Origin of the sequence: Luteibacter sp. (assembly GCF_035539195.1) — a bacterium.
Taxonomy (GTDB): Bacteria; Pseudomonadota; Gammaproteobacteria; order Xanthomonadales; family Rhodanobacteraceae; genus Luteibacter.
This window is the reverse complement of sequence record NZ_DATLIW010000013.1, coordinates 68287-88475: the sequence shown is the minus strand read 5'-3', so window position 1 is coordinate 88475 and position 20189 is coordinate 68287. Positions and strand designations below refer to the sequence as shown.

The 20189-nt window shown below is 64.7% G+C and carries 18 protein-coding genes; 6 read left to right on the top strand and 12 right to left on the bottom strand.

What is annotated here, in order from left to right:
* Positions 1-13: 13 nt before the first annotated feature.
* From VM621_RS03790 to VM621_RS03775, 4 genes are all read left to right on the top strand, one after another.
* On the top strand, positions 14-481 hold the full coding sequence (locus VM621_RS03790; RefSeq protein ID WP_063573606.1) for a Dps family protein: 468 nt from the start codon (positions 14-16) through the stop codon (positions 479-481).
* A 162-nt stretch (positions 482-643) separates the two neighbouring features.
* Complete coding sequence (locus VM621_RS03785; protein WP_325467659.1) at positions 644-3244, top strand: glycosyltransferase; 2601 nt, start codon at positions 644-646, stop codon at positions 3242-3244.
* A gap of 150 nt (positions 3245-3394) precedes the next feature.
* Positions 3395-5161 (top strand): autotransporter assembly complex family protein, encoded by a 1767-nt coding sequence (locus VM621_RS03780; protein WP_325467658.1) that lies wholly within the window; start codon positions 3395-3397, stop codon positions 5159-5161.
* An 11-nt stretch (positions 5162-5172) separates the two neighbouring features.
* Positions 5173-8922 (top strand): translocation/assembly module TamB domain-containing protein, encoded by a 3750-nt coding sequence (locus VM621_RS03775; RefSeq protein WP_325467657.1) that lies wholly within the window; start codon positions 5173-5175, stop codon positions 8920-8922.
* 192 nt (positions 8923-9114) lie between these two features.
* On the opposite strand, the gene VM621_RS03770 is transcribed toward VM621_RS03775, so the two are convergent.
* The gene (locus VM621_RS03770; protein WP_325467656.1) at positions 9115-10293 is read right to left on the bottom strand and encodes a M35 family metallo-endopeptidase; all 1179 of its coding nucleotides are present in this window, start codon (positions 10291-10293) and stop codon (positions 9115-9117) included.
* Between the two features lie 126 nt (positions 10294-10419).
* Complete coding sequence (locus VM621_RS19560) at positions 10420-10518, bottom strand: DUF2802 domain-containing protein (protein ID WP_414674482.1); 99 nt, start codon at positions 10516-10518, stop codon at positions 10420-10422.
* Here VM621_RS19560 and VM621_RS03765 point away from each other — a divergent pair.
* Together VM621_RS03765 and VM621_RS03760 are read left to right on the top strand one after the other, a co-directional pair.
* Positions 10487-10681 (top strand): hypothetical protein, encoded by a 195-nt coding sequence (locus VM621_RS03765; protein ID WP_325467655.1) that lies wholly within the window; start codon positions 10487-10489, stop codon positions 10679-10681. The genes VM621_RS19560 and VM621_RS03765 overlap by 32 nt on opposite strands.
* A gap of 9 nt (positions 10682-10690) precedes the next feature.
* A complete protein-coding gene (locus tag VM621_RS03760) occupies positions 10691-11410 on the top strand; it encodes a hypothetical protein (RefSeq protein ID WP_325467654.1) in 720 nt (239 codons plus the stop codon).
* On the opposite strand, the gene VM621_RS03755 is transcribed toward VM621_RS03760, so the two are convergent.
* The 10 genes from VM621_RS03755 to cheY all read right to left on the bottom strand — a co-directional run bounded on the left by VM621_RS03755 (position 11359) and on the right by cheY (position 20168).
* Positions 11359-12498, bottom strand: a complete 1140-nt coding sequence (locus tag VM621_RS03755) for a hypothetical protein (protein ID WP_325467653.1) — start codon at positions 12496-12498, stop codon at positions 11359-11361. The two genes, VM621_RS03760 and VM621_RS03755, sit on opposite strands and share 52 nt — an antisense overlap.
* A 350-nt stretch (positions 12499-12848) precedes the next feature.
* Positions 12849-13283 carry a DUF2802 domain-containing protein gene (locus VM621_RS03750; protein ID WP_325467652.1) on the bottom strand — a complete coding sequence of 145 codons (435 nt, stop codon included), beginning with the start codon at positions 13281-13283 and terminating at the stop codon, positions 12849-12851.
* A gap of 145 nt (positions 13284-13428) precedes the next feature.
* Positions 13429-13878 (bottom strand): chemotaxis protein CheW, encoded by a 450-nt coding sequence (locus tag VM621_RS03745; RefSeq protein ID WP_325467651.1) that lies wholly within the window; start codon positions 13876-13878, stop codon positions 13429-13431.
* Complete coding sequence (locus tag VM621_RS03740; protein WP_325467650.1) at positions 13875-14447, bottom strand: hypothetical protein; 573 nt, start codon at positions 14445-14447, stop codon at positions 13875-13877. Before VM621_RS03740 ends, VM621_RS03745 begins: the two co-directional genes overlap by 4 nt.
* Positions 14444-15232 (bottom strand): ParA family protein, encoded by a 789-nt coding sequence (locus tag VM621_RS03735; protein WP_325467649.1) that lies wholly within the window; start codon positions 15230-15232, stop codon positions 14444-14446. The genes VM621_RS03740 and VM621_RS03735 overlap by 4 nt, the downstream gene beginning before the upstream one ends.
* The gene (motD, locus tag VM621_RS03730; protein WP_325467648.1) at positions 15232-16179 is read right to left on the bottom strand and encodes a flagellar motor protein MotD; all 948 of its coding nucleotides are present in this window, start codon (positions 16177-16179) and stop codon (positions 15232-15234) included. Before motD ends, VM621_RS03735 begins: the two co-directional genes overlap by 1 nt.
* On the bottom strand, positions 16176-16916 hold the full coding sequence (locus tag VM621_RS03725) for a flagellar motor protein (protein ID WP_046968443.1): 741 nt from the start codon (positions 16914-16916) through the stop codon (positions 16176-16178). The genes motD and VM621_RS03725 overlap by 4 nt, the downstream gene beginning before the upstream one ends.
* Position 16917: 1 nt before the next feature.
* Complete coding sequence (locus tag VM621_RS03720; protein WP_325467647.1) at positions 16918-19104, bottom strand: chemotaxis protein CheA; 2187 nt, start codon at positions 19102-19104, stop codon at positions 16918-16920.
* Positions 19105-19111: 7 nt separating this feature from the next.
* A complete protein-coding gene (locus tag VM621_RS03715) occupies positions 19112-19756 on the bottom strand; it encodes a protein phosphatase CheZ (protein WP_325467646.1) in 645 nt (214 codons plus the stop codon).
* A 10-nt stretch (positions 19757-19766) separates the two neighbouring features.
* Positions 19767-20168: a chemotaxis response regulator CheY gene (cheY, locus tag VM621_RS03710; protein WP_325467645.1), complete on the bottom strand. Its 402-nt coding sequence runs from the start codon at positions 20166-20168 to the stop codon at positions 19767-19769.
* Between the last annotated feature and the right edge of the window lie 21 nt (positions 20169-20189).

Genomic DNA, 20189 nt, shown 5'->3' with positions numbered 1-20189 from the left:
GGAGAGTCGCTACATGGCCATCGATATCGGTATCGCCAAGAAAGACCGCGAAGCGGTCGCGAAGCATCTGTCCAAGCTCCTCGCGGACACCTATTCGCTGTACCTGAAGACGCACAATTTCCATTGGAACGTGACGGGCCCGCAGTTCAACAGCCTCCACGCCATGTTCGAGGTGCAGTACAACGCCCTCTGGCTGGCCGCCGACGAAGTGGCCGAGCGCATCCGCATCCTCGACGTGTTCGCCCCGGGCTCCTACAGCCAGTTCGGCAAGCTCACCTCGATCAAGGAAGAAGCCGGCGTGCCGGAGTGGAAAGACATGGTGGCCCAGCTGGTCGAAGGCCACGAGATCGCCGCCGCGACGGCCCGCGACACCATCAAGGGCGCCGAGGCCGCAGGTGACGAAGGCACCGCCGACATGGTCACCGGTCGCCTCAAGGACCACGAGAAGACCGCCTGGATGCTCCGCTCCCTGCTGAAATAAGCGGTCACGGTGGCAGGTGGGGCGCGCCGCGAGCGCGCCCCACGCTGAGTTCCCCCTGACCGGCCGTGCCGCCATGCGTTGAGCCAGCCCCCCACGTTCGTTAAGCTCCCCCGGTTACCTCACTTGATGCCACTTGGGGGCCGACCGGTCCGGGGATTGTTTTTGAGCGCTGTTACCACGACCGAACGAAGCCATCCGATCCTTACCGCGCTGCTGCTGGCGGTCCTAGTCGCGGGCCTCAACGTGGGCCTGTGGTTCCTGGGCAACATCCCGCGTGGCCCGGACGACTGGAATGGACCCATCTCCGGTTTCGCCTTCACGGCCTACCAGCGTTACCAGAATCCGATGCGGGGCGATTTCTCCTCCGATCCGGAAATCACTGGCGACCTCCGGCTGGTCCACCGCTATTCGCCGCGCATCCGCACGTATTCGATGCTGGAGAACCCGCAGACGATCCGCCTGGCCGACAAGGAAGGCCTGGACGTCATGGCCGGCGCCAACATCGACACCCGGCTGGAAAACAACGAGCGCGAGATCGATGCGCTGATCGCCCAGGCCCACCGTTTCCCGAAAACCATCTCGCGCGTCATCGTCGGCAACGAGGTCCTCTACCGCGGCGATCTCAAGCCCGAACAGATGATGGCCTACCTCGACCGCGTGCGTGCCGCCGTGCACCAGCCGGTCTCCATGGCCGAGCCGTTCCACATCTGGATCCAAAATCCGGAACTGGCCGACCACGTCGACTTCATCACCGTCCATCTGTTCCCGTACTGGAACGGCATCGATCGCAAGGATGGCGTGACCGATTCGATCGCCAGCTTCAAGGCGTTGCAGCAGCGGTTCCCAGGCAAGCACATCACCATCGGCGAGATCGGCTGGCCTTCCAACGGCGACCGCCACGAGTACGCCTATCCGACCGTTTCCAACGAAGCGATCTTCCTGCGCGATTTCTTCAACACAGCCAAGCATGCGGGCATCGATGACTACTACGTCCTCGAAGCCATCGACCAGCCGTGGAAGGAAAACCTGGGCGAAGGCCGCACCGGCGCGTACTGGGGCATGTTCAATGCCGACCGCCAGCTGAAATTCCCGTTCAAGGGCCCGGTCACCGAAGACACCAGCTGGCCGTGGAAGGCGTTCGCCGCCTCGGTGCTGGCGTTCTTCCCGATGGTCTGGTTCGGTAGCCGCTTCCGCCGATTCAAGCTGATGGGCCGCCTGTTCTTCATGGCCTTGCTCCAGTTGGCCTGCGGCCTGATCGTCTGGTCGGCCACCCTGCCCTTCAATTTCTACCTGAGCCCGTTCGACTGGGCCATGCTGATCCTGTTGTTCCCGGCGCAGATCGCGATCCTGGCGATCCTGCTGATCAATGGCTTCGAGTTCACCGAGGTGCTCTGGCGCCGCAACTGGATGCGCCATGCCGGCATGCTTCCGTACGATCCGGTCGAGAAACAGCCCTTCGTCTCCATTCACCTGGCCTGCCATAACGAGCCACCGGAGATGGTCCAGATCACGCTGGATTCGCTGGCCGCGCTGAACTACGAAAACTTCGAAGTGCTGGTGCTGGACAACAACACCAAGGATCCCGCGGTGTGGGAGCCGGTGAAGGCCTACTGCGAAAAACTCGGCCCCAAGTTCCGCTTCTTCCATCTGGAGCCCTGGCCCGGCTACAAGGCGGGCGCGCTGAACTTCGGCCTGACCGCCACGGACGAGCGCGCTGACGTGGTTGCCGTGATCGACGCCGATTACGAGGTTCGCGAGGACTGGCTGGCCGCGCTCACCGGCTACTTCCACGACTCCAAAGTGGCCGTGGTGCAGTGCCCGCAGGCCCATCGCGATTTCGAGAACAACCGTTTCCGCCGCATGACCGCATGGGAATACGACGGCTTCTTCCGCATCGGCATGCACCATCGCAACGAGCGCAACGCGATCATCCAGCACGGCACCATGACCATGGTCCGCCGCTCCGCCCTCGAGGGCACCGGTGGCTGGTCCGAATGGACGATCTGCGAAGACGCCGAGCTCGGCCTGCGCCTGATGCATGCGGGCTACGAGCTGGTCTACGTGGACGAGCTGATGGGCAAGGGCCTGACCCCCGCCGACTTCAAGGCATACAAGAGCCAGCGTTACCGCTGGGCCTTCGGCGCCATGCAGATCCTCAAGGGTCGCTGGAGCTGGATGACCCGCAAGGGGCCGCTCTCCGCCGGGCAACGCTTCCACTTCCTCACCGGCTGGTTCAGCTGGTTCGCCGACGCCCTGCACTTCGTCTTCACGATGATGGGGCTGCTGTGGACCGCCGGCATGATCTACGCGCCGCAGTATTTCAACCTGCCCATGCAGCTGTTCCTGATCCCGGTGATCGGGTTCTTCTTCGCCAAGGCGATCTTCGGCATCGTGCTGTACCGCGCACGTGTCCCCTGCAGCTGGTACGACACGCTCATGGCGTCGGTGGCCAGCATGGGCCTCTCGCACGCGATCGCGCGAGGCATCCTGCATGGCCTGACGCGCGAGAAGACGGCTTTCGTGGTGACCGCGAAGAGCCGCCGCATGGGCGGCAGCAGCTTTGCCGCGTTTGCCCCGGTGCGTGAGGAAGGTCTCATGGCGATCGCCCTGCTCTGCGCGGTGGTCGGCATGGCGATGCACTACGGCACGAGCTACGTGGAGAGCACGCTGTGGATGTTCATCCTCGCGGCACAGTCGATTCCCTACGTGTCGGCGCTGGCCGGCGCCTGGATCGCGCATCGCGCCGGTGACGAGGCAGGCTGAACAAGGCGGGGGTCGTTCACGTTTGTGTATCGACCCTGCACGCCGCGCACGGTAAGTTACGCCAAGATTTCAATGTCAGGGGCCGCCGGAGGCGATCCCGCTAGCCGCCGTACCCCAACGGTGTTGGATCACGACCGGAACGGAATGCTCATGCGCCGAACCAGACGCCATGGACTGCTGCTTCTGCCGTGGTTCCTCCTGCCCTCCCTCGCCCACGCCGGCGTTGTCGTCACCGTCGACGGGGTCGACGAGAGCCTGAAGAACGCCGTCGTCGCCGGCGTCGAGCTGAGCCAGTACACCAAGCGTGACGCGACCGCGGCTCAGATTCGACGCCTCTACGACAAGGCGCCCGACGAGGTTCAGGCCGCGTTGCGGCCCTACGGCTACTACGAAGCCACAGCCACGGGCGACATCAAGCAGGTCGGCAACGACTGGCAGGTGACCCTGCACGTCGTGCCGGGCACACCGGTTACCGTGAAGGCGGTGAACCTCAGCATCGACAAGGAGCCCGCGACGCTCCCGCCGATCGCCCGTGCCATGCGTGGCGTGACCGGACTCAAGGACAAACCGCTCAACGACGGCCAGTACGATGCGGCCCGGGACGCCTTGAGCGGCGCGCTGACGGCATCGGGCTTCCTCGACGCAAGGCTCGTCACCCACCGCGTGGAAGTGAACCGGGCCGAGCACAGCGCCACCGTGCAACTTGCCTGGGAAACTGGCAAGCGCTACCGCTACGGCAAGATCCACTTCGAAAACTCGCAGTTCCGCGACGGCTTCCTCGACCGCTACGTGCCCTTCAAGAGCGGCGACTATTTCTCGCAGAACCAGCTGCTCGATCTCCAGCAGGCGCTGAACGGAGCCGACTACTTCGCGGTGGTCAACGTCATGCCGGATACCGACAGCGCGAAGGACGGCACGATCGACATCGACGTGGAACTCGCCCCGGCCAAGCGCACCATCTACACCGGCGGCCCGTTCTTCGGCACCGACACCGGCGCCGGACTGCAGGGCGGCATCGAAAAGCGCTGGGTGAACGATCGCGGCCACAAGTGGAAAAACCAGATCGTCATGGCGCAGCGCCTCAAGACGCTCTCCACGCTGTACCAGATCCCCATGCCCGGCGCCGACCAGCGCAGCTTCAACTTCGGCGCGAACTATCGCGACGCCAACACGGTGACCTCGAAGTCGCGCACGGTGCAGCTGGTCGCCAACGAAACACGGCTCTGGCACGGCTGGACGCGCACCATCGGCATCAATGCCCTGTCCGGCACGTTCACCGTCGGCAAGCGCGGCGGTGAAGGCGACAACGCACTCGGCCTCGAACACGGCCGGAGCACGCTGCTGTATCCCGAAGTCACCCTGAGCCGGAAGAAAGGCGACAACCCGACCTTCGTACGCAGCGGCTGGTCGCTGACCCTCACCGCGCGCAGCACGGCAGGCGACCTGCTTTCCGATGCCCGCTTTTCGGAAGTGATGGGCGATGCGAAGTGGATCCAGTCCTTCTGGGGACGCAATCGCCTGATCCTCCGCGGCACCGCGGGCAAGATCTGGACCGACGATTTCAGCGCCCTGCCCCCGCAGCTGCGCTTCTTCGCCGGTGGCGATCGTTCCGTGCGCGGCTACGACTTCGAAAGCATCGGCCCGAAGAATTCATTCGGTCGCGTCATCGGCGGCGAAAATCTGCTCGTGGGCAGCACCGAGGTGGAGCACTACTTCACGCGCAACTGGGGCATGGCCGCCTTCGTCGACGCGGGCAACGCCTTTGCCGGCACCGACTACAAGCCACTCGTCGGCACCGGCCTGGGCGTGCGCTGGCTGTCACCGGTCGGCATGATCCGCGCCGACCTTGCCGTACCGGTGGGCAACAAAGAGTCGCACGGTATCCACCTGCACGTCGTCATCGGGCCCGACCTGTGAGGAGCATCGGCATGAAATGGCTGTTCCGCACGGGTGTGGCGCTAGGCGTGCTGCTTCTGATCGTCGTGCTCAGCGTGTGGTGGCTGGTCGGCAGTGCGTCCGGGCTCCGTTTTGCGCTCGCTCGTGCGCAAGGGTTTACGGATAACGCGCTCACGGTTGAACATGCCGAAGGCCAGCTTTCCGGCCCGCTGAATCTCGCCGGTGTACGTTATCGCGATGGCAAGGGCATCGATATCCGTGTCGCCAGAGCGCATGTCGATTTCTCGTTCGGCTCGTTGCTGCGCAAGCGCGCGCATGTCTATGACCTGACAGCGGACGGCATCGACGTTGCGCTGCCGGCCAGCCAGCCTGAACCGGACGCCGCGTCCGAGCCGTTCTCGCTCGACCCACCGCTCGACATCGTGCTCGACAAGGTCAAGATCGGTCACGTGAAGGTGACGCAGGCCGGCCAGCCGCTCTTCGAATCCAACTCGCTCGACCTCGTCGGCTCGTGGACATCGAAAGGCATCGCCTTGCAAACCCTCGCGCTGCGAGCACCCGACGGTCAGGCCGATCTCGGCGGCACGCTCGCCGTCGGCAAGGGCTACAAGGGTGACGGCAAGGCAAGCTTCCGCTGGAAGCTTGGCGACATCCACTATGCCGGCGAGCTTGAGGCACACAGCGACGGTGCGAAAGCACACACCATCATCAAGCTCACCCTGCCCTTCGTTGCGCAGGTGGACGCCGACCTCGTGCAAAGCGGCGACTTCGCCTGGACGGCGAAGATCGACGCGCCACGCTTCGACCCCAAGCCGCTGATCGGCGACAGTAGCCTGCAGTCGCTCGGCGTTGCCCTGCAGGGATCGGGTGACCGATACCACGCGGATCTCACGGGCAATCTCGATCTCAATGACTACGTCGTGCGGCTGACGCCGGTGAAGGCCGCGTTCGATCACGACTACAAACGACTTAACCTCGATGAGCTCACCGTCAGCTCGCCGCAAGTCAAAGGCTCGCTTACCGCGCGCGGCACGGTGGAGATCGCCGCGCAGCCCGTCTCGGCGGACCTTGCACTTGGCTGGAAAGACGTGCTCGTCCCTGCAAACGTCGCCGGCCAGGACCTCGCCAGCGTCGGCCAGCTGACCTTCAAAGGCAGCGCGGAGGCATACCACGCCGCGGGCGATGTCGATATCGGGCCGCCCGGTCACGTCGGCAAGTTCACGCTCGACGTGGACGGCAAGCCGGACCTCATTACCCTGCATAACGTGCAGTTGAAGCAGCCGAACGGCAGCCTCGCCGCCAGCGGCACGCTTACCCTGCAGCCCCGGCTTGCCTGGAAGGTCGATCTCAAGGGCGAGCGCTTCGATCCCAGCCAGCTTCTCGCCGAATGGCCCGGCGCCCTCAACCTCGATCTTTCCACCGAAGGACAGATGGAGAAGGACGGCCCACTCGGGACGCTCGATCTGCGTAAGCTCGATGGCACGCTACGCCAGCGACAGCTGCGTGGTTTCGGCAAGCTCACGCTGAAGCCGAACGAAGTGGTCAATGGCACGCTCGATCTCGCCTCCGGCGGAAGCACGGTCCACCTCGACGCCAAAGGCGATGCCGCCAACGACGCGAACCTGAAGCTGGCGATCACATCGCTCGGAGACTGGCTGCCTGATGCCGGTGGGCGGATCCAGGGCGATGTCTCCGCGAAGGGCAACATGCCGAAGCTGGCGGTGAAGGCGAACGTGCGCGGCAGCGCCATCGTCTATGCGGGGCAGAAGGTCGACATGCTCACCGTCGACGCCGATGTTCCCGATATCAGTAAACCCGGTGGCAAGGTCGATGTCGTCGGCACGCATGTGGCGTCGGGTGGGTTGGTGTTCGACAGGCTCGCCGTCAACGCGAATGGTACGCAGGAGAAGCATCAGCTGAGCATCGACGCGACCGGTCGTCCGCTCGCCGCCGATCTCCAGCTTTCCGGCTCGCTGCGCGATGGCGCGTGGAGCGGTACGCTGTCCACGCTCAACATCGACTATCAGGGGCTGCCGCGCTGGCGCCTGCAGAACAGCAGCCAGCTTGCGTGGAAGGACGGCGCGGCGAGCATGAGCGATCTCTGCCTCACCGCGGGCGAGCCGCTGCTGTGCGTGGCCGCGAAGCAGGACAAGGGTGGCAACCTCGACGGCAGCTATCGCCTGCGCAAGGTTCCGCTTGCACTGATCATGACGGCGGCCGAGCAGTCGAACAGCCCGATGCGTGCCGATGGCATCATCGAAGGTGATGGCAGCGTCCGTCGCACGGCAGCCGGTGCCTTGTCGGGACAGGCCAACATCACGAGCGCGCACGGTTCGATCGCCTACACGGATCGCAGCGAGAACCCGCTGCTGGTGTACGACAACCTCGTCGCCAATGCGCAGCTCTCGCCGGACAACCAGCGCGTTACCGTGCGCGCCTCGCTAAACAAGGGCGGCACGCTGGATGGCAACGTGTCGATTAGCGGCGCGCAACAGGCGCTCGGCGGCACCGTCGCGCTGCATCTCACCGACCTTGGTGTCATCGAGCTGTTCACCAGCGAAGTCGCCGACGTGAAGGGCGGCCTCGAAGCCAACTTCAACCTCGGCGGCACCCTCGCTGCGCCGGCCATCACCGGGCAGGCTCTTGTCGCCGGGTTCGCCGCCGAAGTCCCGAGCGCAGGACTGAAGCTCAAGGACGGCCGAATCAGCGTCACCACGACGGATGCGAAGAACTACGCCGTCGACGGCACGATCGGCTCCGGCGACGGAACGCTCGGCATCAAGGGCACGGCCGCGCTCGGTGCCGGCGCGCAGATGCGCCTCGGCATCCAGGGCTCGAAGTTCACCGCCGTGGACATACCCGCCGCCAAAGCCATCGTCTCGCCGGACATCCAGATCGTCCAGGACACCAAGGGCATGAATGTCACCGGCAAGCTCAACATCGACCTCGCCGACATCAACGTCGAGCGCCTGCCCGGTGCCGGCGCGACCAAAGCCTCGCCCGATGTCGTCGTGGTCGACGACAAACAGCAGGAAGCCGCCGCTGAAGCATCGCCGATCTCGGCGGATATCCGCGTCGACCTCGGGCAGAAAGTCCACCTCGTTGGATTCGGCATCGATGGCCGCATCACTGGCCAGCTCGACGTGCGCGAACGTCCGGGCCGCGCGACGACGGGCCAGGGCCAGATCGGTGTCGACGGTACGTATAAGGCGTATGGGCAGGATCTGAAAATCCAGCAGGGCCAGCTGCTGTTCGCCACCACACCCATCGACAATCCTCGACTCAACATCCGCGCGACGCGTGTGCTCAATCCCAATGCCACCATCGCCGATGGCCAGACCGTGGGCCTCTACGTCTCCGGTACCGCGCAGCGGCCGATCCTCACCGTGTTCTCGAATCCAGTCATGGAACAGTCCGACGCCCTCTCCTATCTCGTCACCGGCAAGCCGCTGTCGCAGGTAAGCGGTGGCGAGGGGAACATGGTGGGCGCGGCAGCACAGGCACTGGGTTCGGCGGCGGGCGATCTGCTGGCGAAGAGCGTCGGCTCGAAGATCGGTGTCGATGACATTGGTGTATCGAACAACGATGCACTTGGTGGCACCTCGGCATTCACCGTCGGCAAGTACCTGTCTCCACGGTTGTACCTGAGCTACGGCGTGGGCCTGTTCGATCCCGGCCAGGTGATCACACTTCGATACCTCTTCAGCAAGAAGTGGAACTTCGAAGCACAAAACGCCACGGATTTCAGCCGAGCCAGCCTGAACTACCGCCTGGAGCGTTAACCAAGGCGGCTCCTTGTGGGAGCCGCTTCAGCGGCGAAAACCACCTCGCCTCAGTCCCCGATTTATCTGATTCAAGGAAAAGGCCCGCGAGGGCCTTTTTCCTTTCCGAAGCGTCGATCTCCGTCAATCGACCCGAGCCCTACAGACAACTCAGCATTGTTTTTTATTACGGACGCTTCATTGCCTGGGTGATCAGTGACCAGCTTGCGGCTGTTGAGTGCCGCTCGCTGCCGCTGAGCTCCGACCAAGAGGCGCGTTTGTGATGAAATACTCATAGTTGGCTGCACTACGGACGGCGGACGAGCGGGGCAATGCGTGTGCGCTTGCCCGATCGCGGACCCCGTCGATATCCACCGCGGCCTTTGCCATGCTGTCGCCCTGATGTGAAATCTCGTGCGCGATGGTTCCGGCCTGCGAGGTGATCCCACCGGTGATGGGATCGGTGAAGTTCACCGGGCACAGATGGATGAGCTTGCCCTCTGCCCAAGCGCGGGCGGCCGGATGATATCCCTTGCATTGATCGCAAGCGGTCATCGCACCTGATTGGAGGCGGACGTATGTGGCGACGATGGTCTCGTCAACGCGAGTGTTGTCGGTAGCTTCATAACCTGGCTCGGGGGCTTGGGGCGCACCTTCGTCCCAACTGCCGAACCAGTTCAAATAGCGGCGGTGAGGCTTCATGTGCACTCGTGGCGGCGAGGGATTCTCGGGATCGATCGGGTCAACGTAGTACAGCGATCCCAGGAAATTCATAGCCGCCTCCGAAATCGATTTCGCACCCGCAATGGCACGGCTCGTGGCGTCTTGCTGCTCCGCTGTGCATTGAATGGTTGAAGTAGTCGCTGCGATACGCGCGCCAGCACGCGCCACGACAAATGTAGCGGTGTTACTTTCGACTGACTCGTGAGCAATGCTCTCGGATTCCCCATTCGGCAAGATCGCCGGAATACGCTCGTATATCGCTACGCTCGTTTTTACAGTGACCGATCCCGCCGGAGGAAGGTCGTACTCCCGGGATAAGTCGACCTTGACATCGAGGTGTTCTCCCGACCGAATGCGGATGAACAGGGACGGCGGCGGCGCGCCCATGACGACATAGCGCCCCTTGTACGCGACCTCGTGGCCGAACGCATCGGTGACACTGAGCCAATTGCTGGTCGTCCGGCCATCGGGCTGGGCGAAGACGCTGTTGTATCCGTAAATAAAAATATCGTGCTCTGTGCCGTTGGAGAGAGTCAAGGCGACTGAATTCGCCGCGGAAGCATCTCGGCCATCGTGGGCCAGAGACAGAGACACCTCATTGCCGGCATAAGCCGCTGTGACGAAAAACCAGATAGCCGCCGTGAACGCGGTTCTGTAGATAACTCTCATGCTGACGTTTCCTGACGTAGGGAGCCTGTTGGCTTACTCACGCTATGTCAGGCGACTCTTACGTCATATGGAAGGATTCTGAAATATCTCCGCAGCGATCCCGAACGTGACGTACGTCACATCGGATCAACGCGGCGCGTGCAACCGCTGCAACAACTCAGCTTCCGTCAACGAAATCCCACACGTCTCGGAAATGTCCTTCGCCGAAGCACCTTGCCGCACCATCGAAGGCGACGACAGCATCCATCGCACGGCCGCAGGCGCTTTGTCGGGCCAGGCCAACATCACGAGCGCACATGGTTCGATCGCTTGCACCGATCGCAGCGAAAATCCGCTGCTGGTCTACGACAATCTCGTCGCGAACGCGCAGCTCTCGCCGTACAACTAGCGCGTCACCATGCGCGCTTCGCTCAACAAGGGCGGCACGCTGGATGGCGACGTGTCGAGGGACGGCCGCATCAACATGACCACGGCCGATGCGAAGAACTACGCCGGGGACGGCACGATCGCCTCCGGCGACGGCACGCCAGGCATCGAGGGCACAGCCGCAGTGGGCGCCTGCGCGCAACTACGCCTCGCCATCCACGGCTCGAAATTCACTGCCGTCGATATTCCCGCTGCCAATGCCATCGTCTCGCCCGACATCCAGATCGTGCAGGACGCCAAGGGCATGAATGTCACCGGCGAGCGCAACATCGACCTCGCCGACGTCAATGTCGAACGCTTGCCCGGCGCCGGTGCGACCAAGGCCTCGCCGATCTCGGCGGATATCCGTGTCGACCTCGGGCAGAAGGTTCACCTCGTCCGCGCAACGCGTGTGCTCAATCCCAATGCCGCCATCGCCGACGGCCAGACCGTGGGCCTCTACGTCTCCGGTACCGCACAACGCCCGATCCCCACGGTGTTCTCCAACCCGGTCATGGAACAGCCCGGTGACCTCTTCTACCTCGTCACGGGCAAGCCACTGTCGCAGGTAAGGCTAACCAAGTCGGCTCCTTGTGGGAGCCGCTTCAGCGGCGAAAACCAGCCAACATCAGTCCGCCAACGCCAACCCCAACGCGGCGCTCACTCCAACGCGTCCCGCCCAAGCGGAACATTCATGATGAAGTATTCATAGTTAGCTCCACTGCGCACTGCGCTTGTCCGATCGAGCGCATGCGCCGTTGCGCGATTCTTAACATTAGGAAAGTCCTGTGTCGGAATCGCGTAGCTATCCGGGCGATGAGAAACCTCATGCGCGATGGTTCCAACCTGAGAGGTAACGCCGCCGTTCACCGGGTCGAGAAAGTTGACCGGACAAAGGTGAATAAGATCGCCCTCGTTCCACGCCCGCGAGCTCGGATCATAGCCGGGGCAGGAATCGCAAGCCGCTCGTGCGCCCCCCAGCAACCGAGCGTACGTCGCAGCAACCACCTGGTCCACCATCGCATTGTTCGTGTCCACCCAGCCAGGATCGGGCGGCTGCGGGGCCCACTCGTCGTACTGGCCAAACCAATAGTGATATCGAAGATGTGGCTTCATGTGAACGCGCGGCGGTACGGGGTTCTCAGGATCGATGGGGTCGGAATAATAGAGTGAGCTCAGGAACATCAATGCTTCGTGGGAAGCGGCCTGCGCACCGGTGACCGCCTGCTGCGTGGAAGCCGTTTGTTCGGCGCTGCACTGTATGACGGAGCCCACTCCGGCCCGAGCGCGGCTCGGCGAAGGCCTCACCGAGAATTGAACGGTCGCGCTTTGAACAAGTTCGTGAGGCACGCTCTCCGGTTCGCCCATGTCATCGAGCCTGGGCACGCGGTCCATGACATCGATGGCCGAGCTGACCGAGATACTCCCAGCATCCGGCAATATGTACTCTGCTCCGAGATCGATGTCCGATGTGATCGTTTCGCCAGGCGCAATGCTCCGGTAGCTTGACGGTCCTGGCATGCGAGTCAGGACCCATCTACCCTTGTAAGCCACTTCGATGCCCGATTCGTCCCGCACCTGAAGCCATTTTCCCGTTGTTCTCCCTTCGGGCAACGCGAACGCCGTGTGGTAGGACATCACGTAAGCGTTTCCGGGACCGAAATTCGTGGCCTTGAGGCGCACGCTATTTGGAGCGCCCATGACCGGCCTGTACTCGACGACGAGCTCCACATGCGGCATCGATGCCGCGGCCGACGGCACCCACACGAGTGCGATGAGCAGACCTGCAATCTTGTGCATCCTTCCCCCTTAGTTCGTTATCGTCATGAGACTACGAACGTAGACGGGCAATCCGACCGTGCATATAGAAGAAATCTGAGAAATAGCTCGACGTCGCACATGCGCGACGCAGGTCACACAACCCGGACCCGATTTATCTGATACGAAGGTAGAAAGCCCGCGCGGAGCTCTTTCCGTGGGGCGCTAATCTCCGTCAATCAATGCGAGCCTTACAGACAACCCAGCATTGTTTTGCTACGGTCGTTTCGTTGTCTGTGCATTCGCTGTTGCACGCGCCACAGACGACCGGGCGGCCGGTCGATCTCCGAGATCGCGGCCAAACGCCGCAAGGTGTGAGAACGCGCAATGGATCAACGCGGCGCGTGCAACCTCTGCAACAACTCAGCTTCCGTCAACGAAATACCACAGGTCTCAGAAATATCCTTCGCCGAGGCACCTTGACGCGCAAGACGCTGCGCAAGCGCAAGCGCCCGATCGGTAGCCGCACCCGGCTCACCCGCAACGGTCATGGCAGGATTGCGACGCACCTGGTCTTCGATATCGCCGAGACGGTTCTCGAGGCGACGGAGCATGGCGGCGAGTGCATCCGGAGGCACAGCTGGCGTAGGCTCGTCGCGGATGTCACGAATGTCTTCGTAAGCCGCCGCAGCGCCTTTTGCCGAAGCGACGGGCGTCTCGACCGGCACCGCCGACGGTGTCAGGCCGACGCGGCGAAAGAGCAACAGCAAGCCGACCAGGTTAAGGACGGCCAGTGCGATCAGGACGTATCCGATGACGGGGCTCATGCGTGGGTTCCCTTGGGTGCGGGGACACGGTAGCGCAAAGGGCGATTTGGCAGAAGCGCGATGTTTTGCGGGGTGTGGCGAGAGCCATCGCCGGCATAGCCGGCTCCCACAGGGAGCTGGGCTCTTGCAGGAGACCAGCCTTGCATCACGCCCTGCAGAGGCGGGGGATGTCGACTAAGGCGATGAAGCCATCGTCGCGGGTGATGACGCCGCTGACAGGGTCATCGCGGCGCGTGGCACGGCCGGGCGGTGGCGGAGCGACATCGGCGGGGTTGAACTCGAGCATGTCGCCGATGACGTCGATGCGCATGCCGACGATGCTCCCGGCATCGTCGAAGACGATGACGCGCTGGGCATCTTCATCGGCCGCGTCGAGGCGCCCATCGAGGCCGAAGCGGCGACGGCCGTCGAGCACGGGCACGATCTGGCCACGCAGGTTGACGATGCCGAGCACGTCCTCGGGCGCGCCCGGCACGGGCGTGATGTCGCCGCAGCGAATCACCTCGCGCACGCTGGCGAGCGACACCGCGTAGCGCTGTCCCTTGAGGGAGAATCCGAGCCAGGCGCCACGCCCGTCGCGAAAGGTATCGGTCACGGGCCCAGCTCCTTTTCCAGCCATTCGATCAGCGCCGTGGTACCGACCACGCCGCACTTGGGTTCTTGGGACATGCCGGCGAGCCAGGGGCGCGTGGTTGCGCCCGGGCGCCACTGGATGGCCGTCATCTCGATCTCCACCGGCTCGTCGTCCACGACGCAGGCCAGTGCCCAGGCGCGGTCGCCGAGCAGGACCAGCGTGGACGATTGCGCGCCGGCCATGTCCGGCGAGAGGATCGCGGCGAGGTCGGCGACACGCGCTTCGCCGCTGGGATGACGCCAGCGACCGAGGCAGATCGGATTTGTCGTGTTCGGCGGCGTCAGCGGCGGCATCGGCAGCATATGGGTGATATCGGCCATCGGTACCGCGAGGCGCACCCCCGCGGCGAGGCACAGCAGGTAGCGGACGTCGACAGGTGCCGGCGACTCCGGCGTCGGCACCGTGCGCCAGGGGTCGATCGAGACGACCTTGACCGCGGCGTCCGGTGCCGCCGCCGGCAAGGCGGGCATCAACAGCTCCGCCAGGTAGTCGGCAACGATCTGCTCGGCGTCCTGGAGGGCGCGCATCACGCCGCCGCATCCGTCACGGGCGCCGCCGACGCGGCCAGCAGCTCATCGAGCAACTGTCGGTAGGCCAGGCCGCCACGGCGGGCGGCCGGCCACGAGGCGAGCGGTACGCCCGCCGCACTGGCCTCGCGAATCTGGGTATCGGTGGGAATCACCGCCTGGCTCACGTCCTCGCCATACGTCTCGCGCAGCTGTTCCAGGCAAGCGCGCGACGCGTGCGTGCGCGAGTCGAACATGGTCGGCACGATGGTGCGTGGCAAGGGTCGGCCCCGCGAACGCTCAATCATGGACAGGCTGCGCAGCATGCGCTCCAGCCCGGCCAGCGCGAGCGCTTCGGTCTGCGTCGGCACGAGGAGACGATCGCTCGCCGCCAGCGCGTTCACCATGAGCACGCCGAGCGTCGGCGGGCAATCGAGCAGCACGTGGTCGAAATCGCAGGCGAGCTCGGCGAGCGCGTGGGAAAGAATCAGTCCCATGCCGGGCCGCGTGCCCAACTGGCGGTCCAGCGTGATCATCGCCGCCGATGCAGGCAGCACGCTCAGGTGATCCCACTGCGTCGCGTGCACGAGGGTGCCTGGCGGCAGCGGATTGCCGCCGATGCCGAACAGGTCGTAGACGCTGCCGTGCGCACCGCCTTCCACGCCGATATAGCCGGACAACGACGCATGCGGGTCCATGTCGATCAGCAGCGTGCGCTTGCCGGACGCGGCGAGCAGGCTGCCAAGCGCGACCGTCGTCGTGGTCTTGCCGACGCCGCCTTTCTGGTTCGAGATCGCCCAGACACGCATCAGCGATTCCCCACGACAGGGGCCGTGGCCGTGGCCGCACCGGCACCGGCACCGGCACCGGGGAGGCGATCGGCGTCGCTGTAGAAGCGCGCCGGCTCGGCCTTGTCGCTCATCACCACGATGAGTACGCGGCGGTTGCGGTTACGGCCTTCGTCGGAGCCGTTGTCGGCCGTCGGACGAAATTCGCCCCAACCGACGATGCCGACGCGATGCGGATCGACGCCACCGACCGTCAGCAACCGGGCGACGGTGGCGGCGCGCGCGGCGGACAGTTCCCAGTTCGACGGAAAGGTGGCGGTCGCGATCGGCGTGTTGTCGGTGTAGCCCTCGATGCGCATGGCGTTCGGGAACGGGCCGAGAATGCCGGCGAGCTTGCGCAGCACGTCTTCGGCGGTGCCCTGCAGCTTGGCGACGCCGACGGGAAAGAGGATATCGGTGCGGACTTCGATTTCCAGCCAGTCCTTGGTCTGACGCACGCTGACCAGGTTCTTGTCGATCAGCGGCTTCATCGCGCGCTGCACTTCGTCGGAAATCTGGCTGAGGCTCGCGTCCTCGGTCTTGCCGACCGTGGTGTTCGCCGCGGTGGCGGTGTTGACGCTCGCCGATTCCTGGCGCGTGGGCGCGGCGCCCTCGTGGCCCGGCAGTGGGAGGTTGCGCGGCGGGATCGGCACGTCGATCTTGGCGATCGGTGCGGCAACCGGCGCGCGCGACTGGTTCGGCAGCGGCACCTGCGCAGCGGGCGTGGCCTCGCGAATCGGTTCGATGACCTTGCCGGTGCCGTTGAAGGCCTCGTTGATCGACTGCGCCATGACGCGGAACTTGGTTTCGTTCACCGCCGACACGGCATACATCACCACGAACAACGCCAGCAGCAACGTGATCAGATCCCCATAGGGGATCGCCCAACGCTCGTGGTTGATGTGTTCTTCGTGGTGGCGGCGCTTCACGACAGGAACCCTTGCAGCTTGCTTTCGATGTGTCGCGGGTTGTCGCCCTGGGCGATCGAGACCAGGCCTTCGACAAGGATTTCGCGCATCTGCGAGCGCAGGCGAGCGAGGCCCTTCAGGCGTGACGCCATGGGCAATGCGAGCAGGTTGGCGAGCCCGATGCCGTAGATCGTCGCGACGAAGGCCGCGGCGATACCGTGGCCGAGCTTGCTTGGATCGGCCAGGTTCTGCATGACCGACATCAGGCCCATGACGGCACCGATGATGCCCATCGTCGGCGAATAGGCGCCGGCGTTCTCAAAGACCTTGGCAGCTTCGATGTCGGTGTGCTCGCGGGCGTACACCTCCACTTCGAGCACCGAGCGCATGGCGTCCGGCTCGGTGCCGTCCACGAGTAGCTGCAGCCCCTTGCGGATGAAGGGATCGGATTCGCGCTCGATCGCCGGCTCGAGACCGAGCAGGCCGGTACGGCGGGAAATCTCGCTCCAGCCGACGATGCGGCTGACGAGGTTTTCCGACTCGATATCCGGCGGGCGGTACACCCACGGCAGCATGGTCCAGGCGCGCTTGAGCACCGGGCCGGGGGTCTGCACGAGAAGCGCCGCGAGCGTGCCGAGGAAGACGATGACGAACGCGGCCGGGTTCCACAGGGCATCGAGACTCGAGCCCTTGAGGATGGTACCCACGATGATGACCACGAAGGCCAGGATCGTTCCGACGACGCTCACGATATCCATGTCAGACAGCCATCCTTAGTGAAGGCAGCACCTGGCCGGCATCGTCGGCAAGGCCGGCCAGGTCGAGCACCAGCGAAATGCGGCCGTCGCCGGTGATCGTCGCACCGGCGACGCCGGGAACATCCTTGAGGAACGGACCCAGCGGCTTGGCCATGACGTCTTCGCGGCCGAGCACCTCGTCGACCAGGCAGCCGAGCGTCTGGTGACCGATCTGCACGACCACGACGTGACCACCCTTCCCCGCCGCCCCGGCCCAGTTGCCCAGATCGGCAAGCGGCAGCGCACGCTGGCGATGCGAAGCGACGATGCGGCCGTCCAGCTCCTGGATCTGGCCCGGGACGAGTTCGAAGACTTCGGTGACATTGGACAGCGGCAGCGACAGCAGGCGACTGCCGACGCGCACCATCAACACGCGCATGATCGCCAGCGTCAGCGGCACCGAGAGTCGCACCGTGCTGCCGTGGCCGACGCGCGAGTCGATCGACAGCGTGCCGCCGAGTTCGACGATCTTGGTCTTGACCACGTCCATGCCGACGCCACGGCCGGAGATGTCCGACACTTCGGCGGCGGTGGAGAAGCCGGGACGGAAGACGATTTCGTAGCATTCGCGCTCGTCCAGACGTGCCGCCTGCTCTTCGTCCATCAGGCCCTTTTCGACGGCCTTGCGGCGCAGGACCTCGGGATCCATGCCTTTGCCGTCGTCGGTGACGGTGATGACGATGCGGTCGCCGAACTGGCCGGCGGCCAGGCGCACCGTGCCGGAGCGCGGCTTGCCGGCGCGCTCGCGCACGTCCGGCATTTCGATACCGTGGTCCACCGCGTTACGCAACAGGTGCACCAGCGGATCGGCGAGCGCCTCGACGACGGTACGGTCGATATCGGTGTCTTCGCCTTCGGTGACCAGCTCGATGTCTTTACCGAGTTGACGCGCGAGGTCGCGGATGATGCGCGGGAAGCGTGAGAACAGCTTGCCGACAGGCTGCATGCGCATGCGCAGAACGGCGTTCTGCAGGTCTTCGGCCACGCGCTCGAGCTCGCCGATGGCGCGTTCCATCGGGTCGTTGGTCCCGCGCGGGGCGAGATTGGTCAGGCGGTTGCGAACGAGCACGAGCTCGCCCGCGGCGTCGACGAGACTGTCGAGACGGAAGGTGTCGACGCGGACCGTGGTGTCGGCGGTCGAAGCGGTACGCTTTTCTGCCGAAGCGGCGGGTTTCGCCGGGGCGGAAGGCTTCGATGGCGACGTCGCGGCGGCCGGTATCGCCGCTGAAGCGGCTCCCACAGGGCTGCGGGATGCCGATGCGGCGGGTTTCGCCGGTGAATCGGCTCCTGCGACAGCCGGCACGTTGGCCAGCGCGCCGGGGGCGGCGGTGCCGTGGAGGCTATCGAGCAGGGCTTCGAATTCGTCGTCGCTGATGGCGTTCGGGTCACCAGGCGTCGCGGCAGCAGGTATCGCCGCTGAAGCGGCTCCCACAGGAGGTGCGGCCGGTTTCGCCGCTGAAGCGGCTCCCACGGGAGGTGCGGACGGTGTCGCCGCTGAAGCGGCTCCCACGGGGGTGGCCGGGGTCGCGCCGGGTTCGGCGCCGGGGGCGCCGGTGCCATAGAGCGAGTCCAGCAGGGCCTCGAATTCGTCGTCGTTGATCGTGCCCGACGGCGCCGACGCCGGCGCGCGATCGTTGCGCGCGGCATCCAGCATGGCTTCGAATTCGTCTTCGATAGGATCGTAGGCACGCGGCGAAGACGGCGCCGGCACCGCGGGTGCGGAGCTTGGCACCGGCGACAGCGCCACCGGTGGCGCGGAACCCGCGCGACCCGGAATTAGCAGGCGATCGAGCACGGAACGCGGCGCGGGCTCGGCGGGGACGCCCGCGTCGGCCGCACGCATCATGTCGTTGAGAAGATCCAGCGACTCGAGCAACGCGTCCATGAAGCCGGCGTTCAACACCACCGCGCCGTTACGGGCCTCGTTGAGGAGGTCCTCGGCGCGATGGCACAGCTCCACCATGGCATTGAGGCCAAGGAAGCCCGCACCGCCCTTCACGGTATGGAATGCGCGGAAGACCGCGTTCAGCAGCTCGGCGTCTCCCGGCGAGGCCTCGAGATCCACGAGCTGTTCGCCCAGGCTCTCGAGCAGTTCGCGTGCTTCGATCAGGAAGACATTGAGCAGCTCGTTGTCCAGCTCCACGCTCATACGGCGCTCAGAACCCGAATTCGCTGAGCAGTCGATCCACTTCGTCCTGGCTCACCTTGTCCGCGGCGGGTGCGTGGCTGCCACCGGCGAGCGAACCGGTGAGACGCACCAGTTCGACCAGGGACGATTCCACTTTCGCCATGAACCCTTCGACCTGCGCGACGCGCTGGCCGGAGAGATCCTGCCAGGACTGCGCTTCGACCATCTCGCCCAGGCCGATATCGCAGCTCTGCGCGAAATCGCCCACGCGCACGGCCAGGGCCGTCGCGTTAGGGGCAAAGGACGGATCGGCGTGATCCATGACCAGCACCTCGTCCGCCTGCTTGGCGAGCGCCTGCGCCTGCGGGCGCAGCTTGTCGCTGAAATCCAGCGTGCGGTGGGCGGCCTGCGAACTCATTTCGAGCACGTCGCGCAGGTGCTTGCGCGCATCGCTCATGTTGCCCGGCACGCCGTCGCTGGAAATGTCGGACGCGAGCCGGCGAACCGACTCGTGCAGATCGCGCGCCAGGTGGCCCAGGGCCAGGAACAGGTGCTGTTCACGGCTGCGCAGCAGGCGGTCGAGTGCCTGTTCGAAGGCGACGCTGTCATCGGCGTCGAGCAGCTCGCGCAGTTCGGGGGCGACCTCGTGGCCGGCGGAAAGCATGGTGTTCATCGTCATTCCCTTAGCCCGCAGCCGCGGCGAGTCGTTCGAAGATCTTGTCGAGCTTTTCCTTCAGCGTGACCGCCGTGAATGGCTTGACCACGTAACCGTTCACACCGCTCTGTGCGGCGGCGATGATCTGGTCGCGGTTGTTCTCCGCGGTGACCATCAACACCGGCATCGACTTCAGGCCGGCGTCCGCGCGGATGGCGCGAAGCAGGTCGATGCCCGTCATGTTGGGCATGTTCCAGTCGGTCACCACCAGGTCGAAGGGCTGGGCACGCAGCATCACGAGCGCCGCGTTGCCGTCTTCGGCCTCCTGGATGAGGGTGTTCGTAAATCCCAGCTCGACCAGGAGGTTCCTGACGATGCGTCGCATGGTGGAGAAATCGTCCACCACGAGGATCTTCATGTTCTTGTCCAAAACTCGTCTCCGCCTGACTGC

Excerpts from the sequence above, each read along its gene's own strand:
- VM621_RS03790 (WP_063573606.1), top strand. The coding sequence starts at position 14 with ATGGCCATCGATATCGGTATCGCCAAGAAAGACCGCGAAGCGGTCGCG.
- VM621_RS03780 (WP_325467658.1), top strand. The coding sequence starts at position 3,395 with ATGCGCCGAACCAGACGCCATGGACTGCTGCTTCTGCCGTGGTTCCTC.
- VM621_RS03775 (WP_325467657.1), top strand. The coding sequence starts at position 5,173 with ATGAAATGGCTGTTCCGCACGGGTGTGGCGCTAGGCGTGCTGCTTCTG.
- VM621_RS03770 (WP_325467656.1), bottom strand. The coding sequence starts at position 10,293 with ATGAGAGTTATCTACAGAACCGCGTTCACGGCGGCTATCTGGTTTTTC.
- VM621_RS03765 (WP_325467655.1), top strand. The coding sequence starts at position 10,487 with ATGTCCTTCGCCGAAGCACCTTGCCGCACCATCGAAGGCGACGACAGC.
- VM621_RS19560 (WP_414674482.1), bottom strand. The coding sequence starts at position 10,518 with ATGGTGCGGCAAGGTGCTTCGGCGAAGGACATTTCCGAGACGTGTGGG.
- VM621_RS03760 (WP_325467654.1), top strand. The coding sequence starts at position 10,691 with ATGCGCGCTTCGCTCAACAAGGGCGGCACGCTGGATGGCGACGTGTCG.
- VM621_RS03755 (WP_325467653.1), bottom strand. The coding sequence starts at position 12,498 with ATGCACAAGATTGCAGGTCTGCTCATCGCACTCGTGTGGGTGCCGTCG.
- VM621_RS03750 (WP_325467652.1), bottom strand. The coding sequence starts at position 13,283 with ATGAGCCCCGTCATCGGATACGTCCTGATCGCACTGGCCGTCCTTAAC.
- VM621_RS03735 (WP_325467649.1), bottom strand. The coding sequence starts at position 15,232 with ATGCGTGTCTGGGCGATCTCGAACCAGAAAGGCGGCGTCGGCAAGACC.
- VM621_RS03725 (WP_046968443.1), bottom strand. The coding sequence starts at position 16,916 with ATGGATATCGTGAGCGTCGTCGGAACGATCCTGGCCTTCGTGGTCATC.
- VM621_RS03720 (WP_325467647.1), bottom strand. The coding sequence starts at position 19,104 with ATGAGCGTGGAGCTGGACAACGAGCTGCTCAATGTCTTCCTGATCGAA.
- VM621_RS03715 (WP_325467646.1), bottom strand. The coding sequence starts at position 19,756 with ATGAACACCATGCTTTCCGCCGGCCACGAGGTCGCCCCCGAACTGCGC.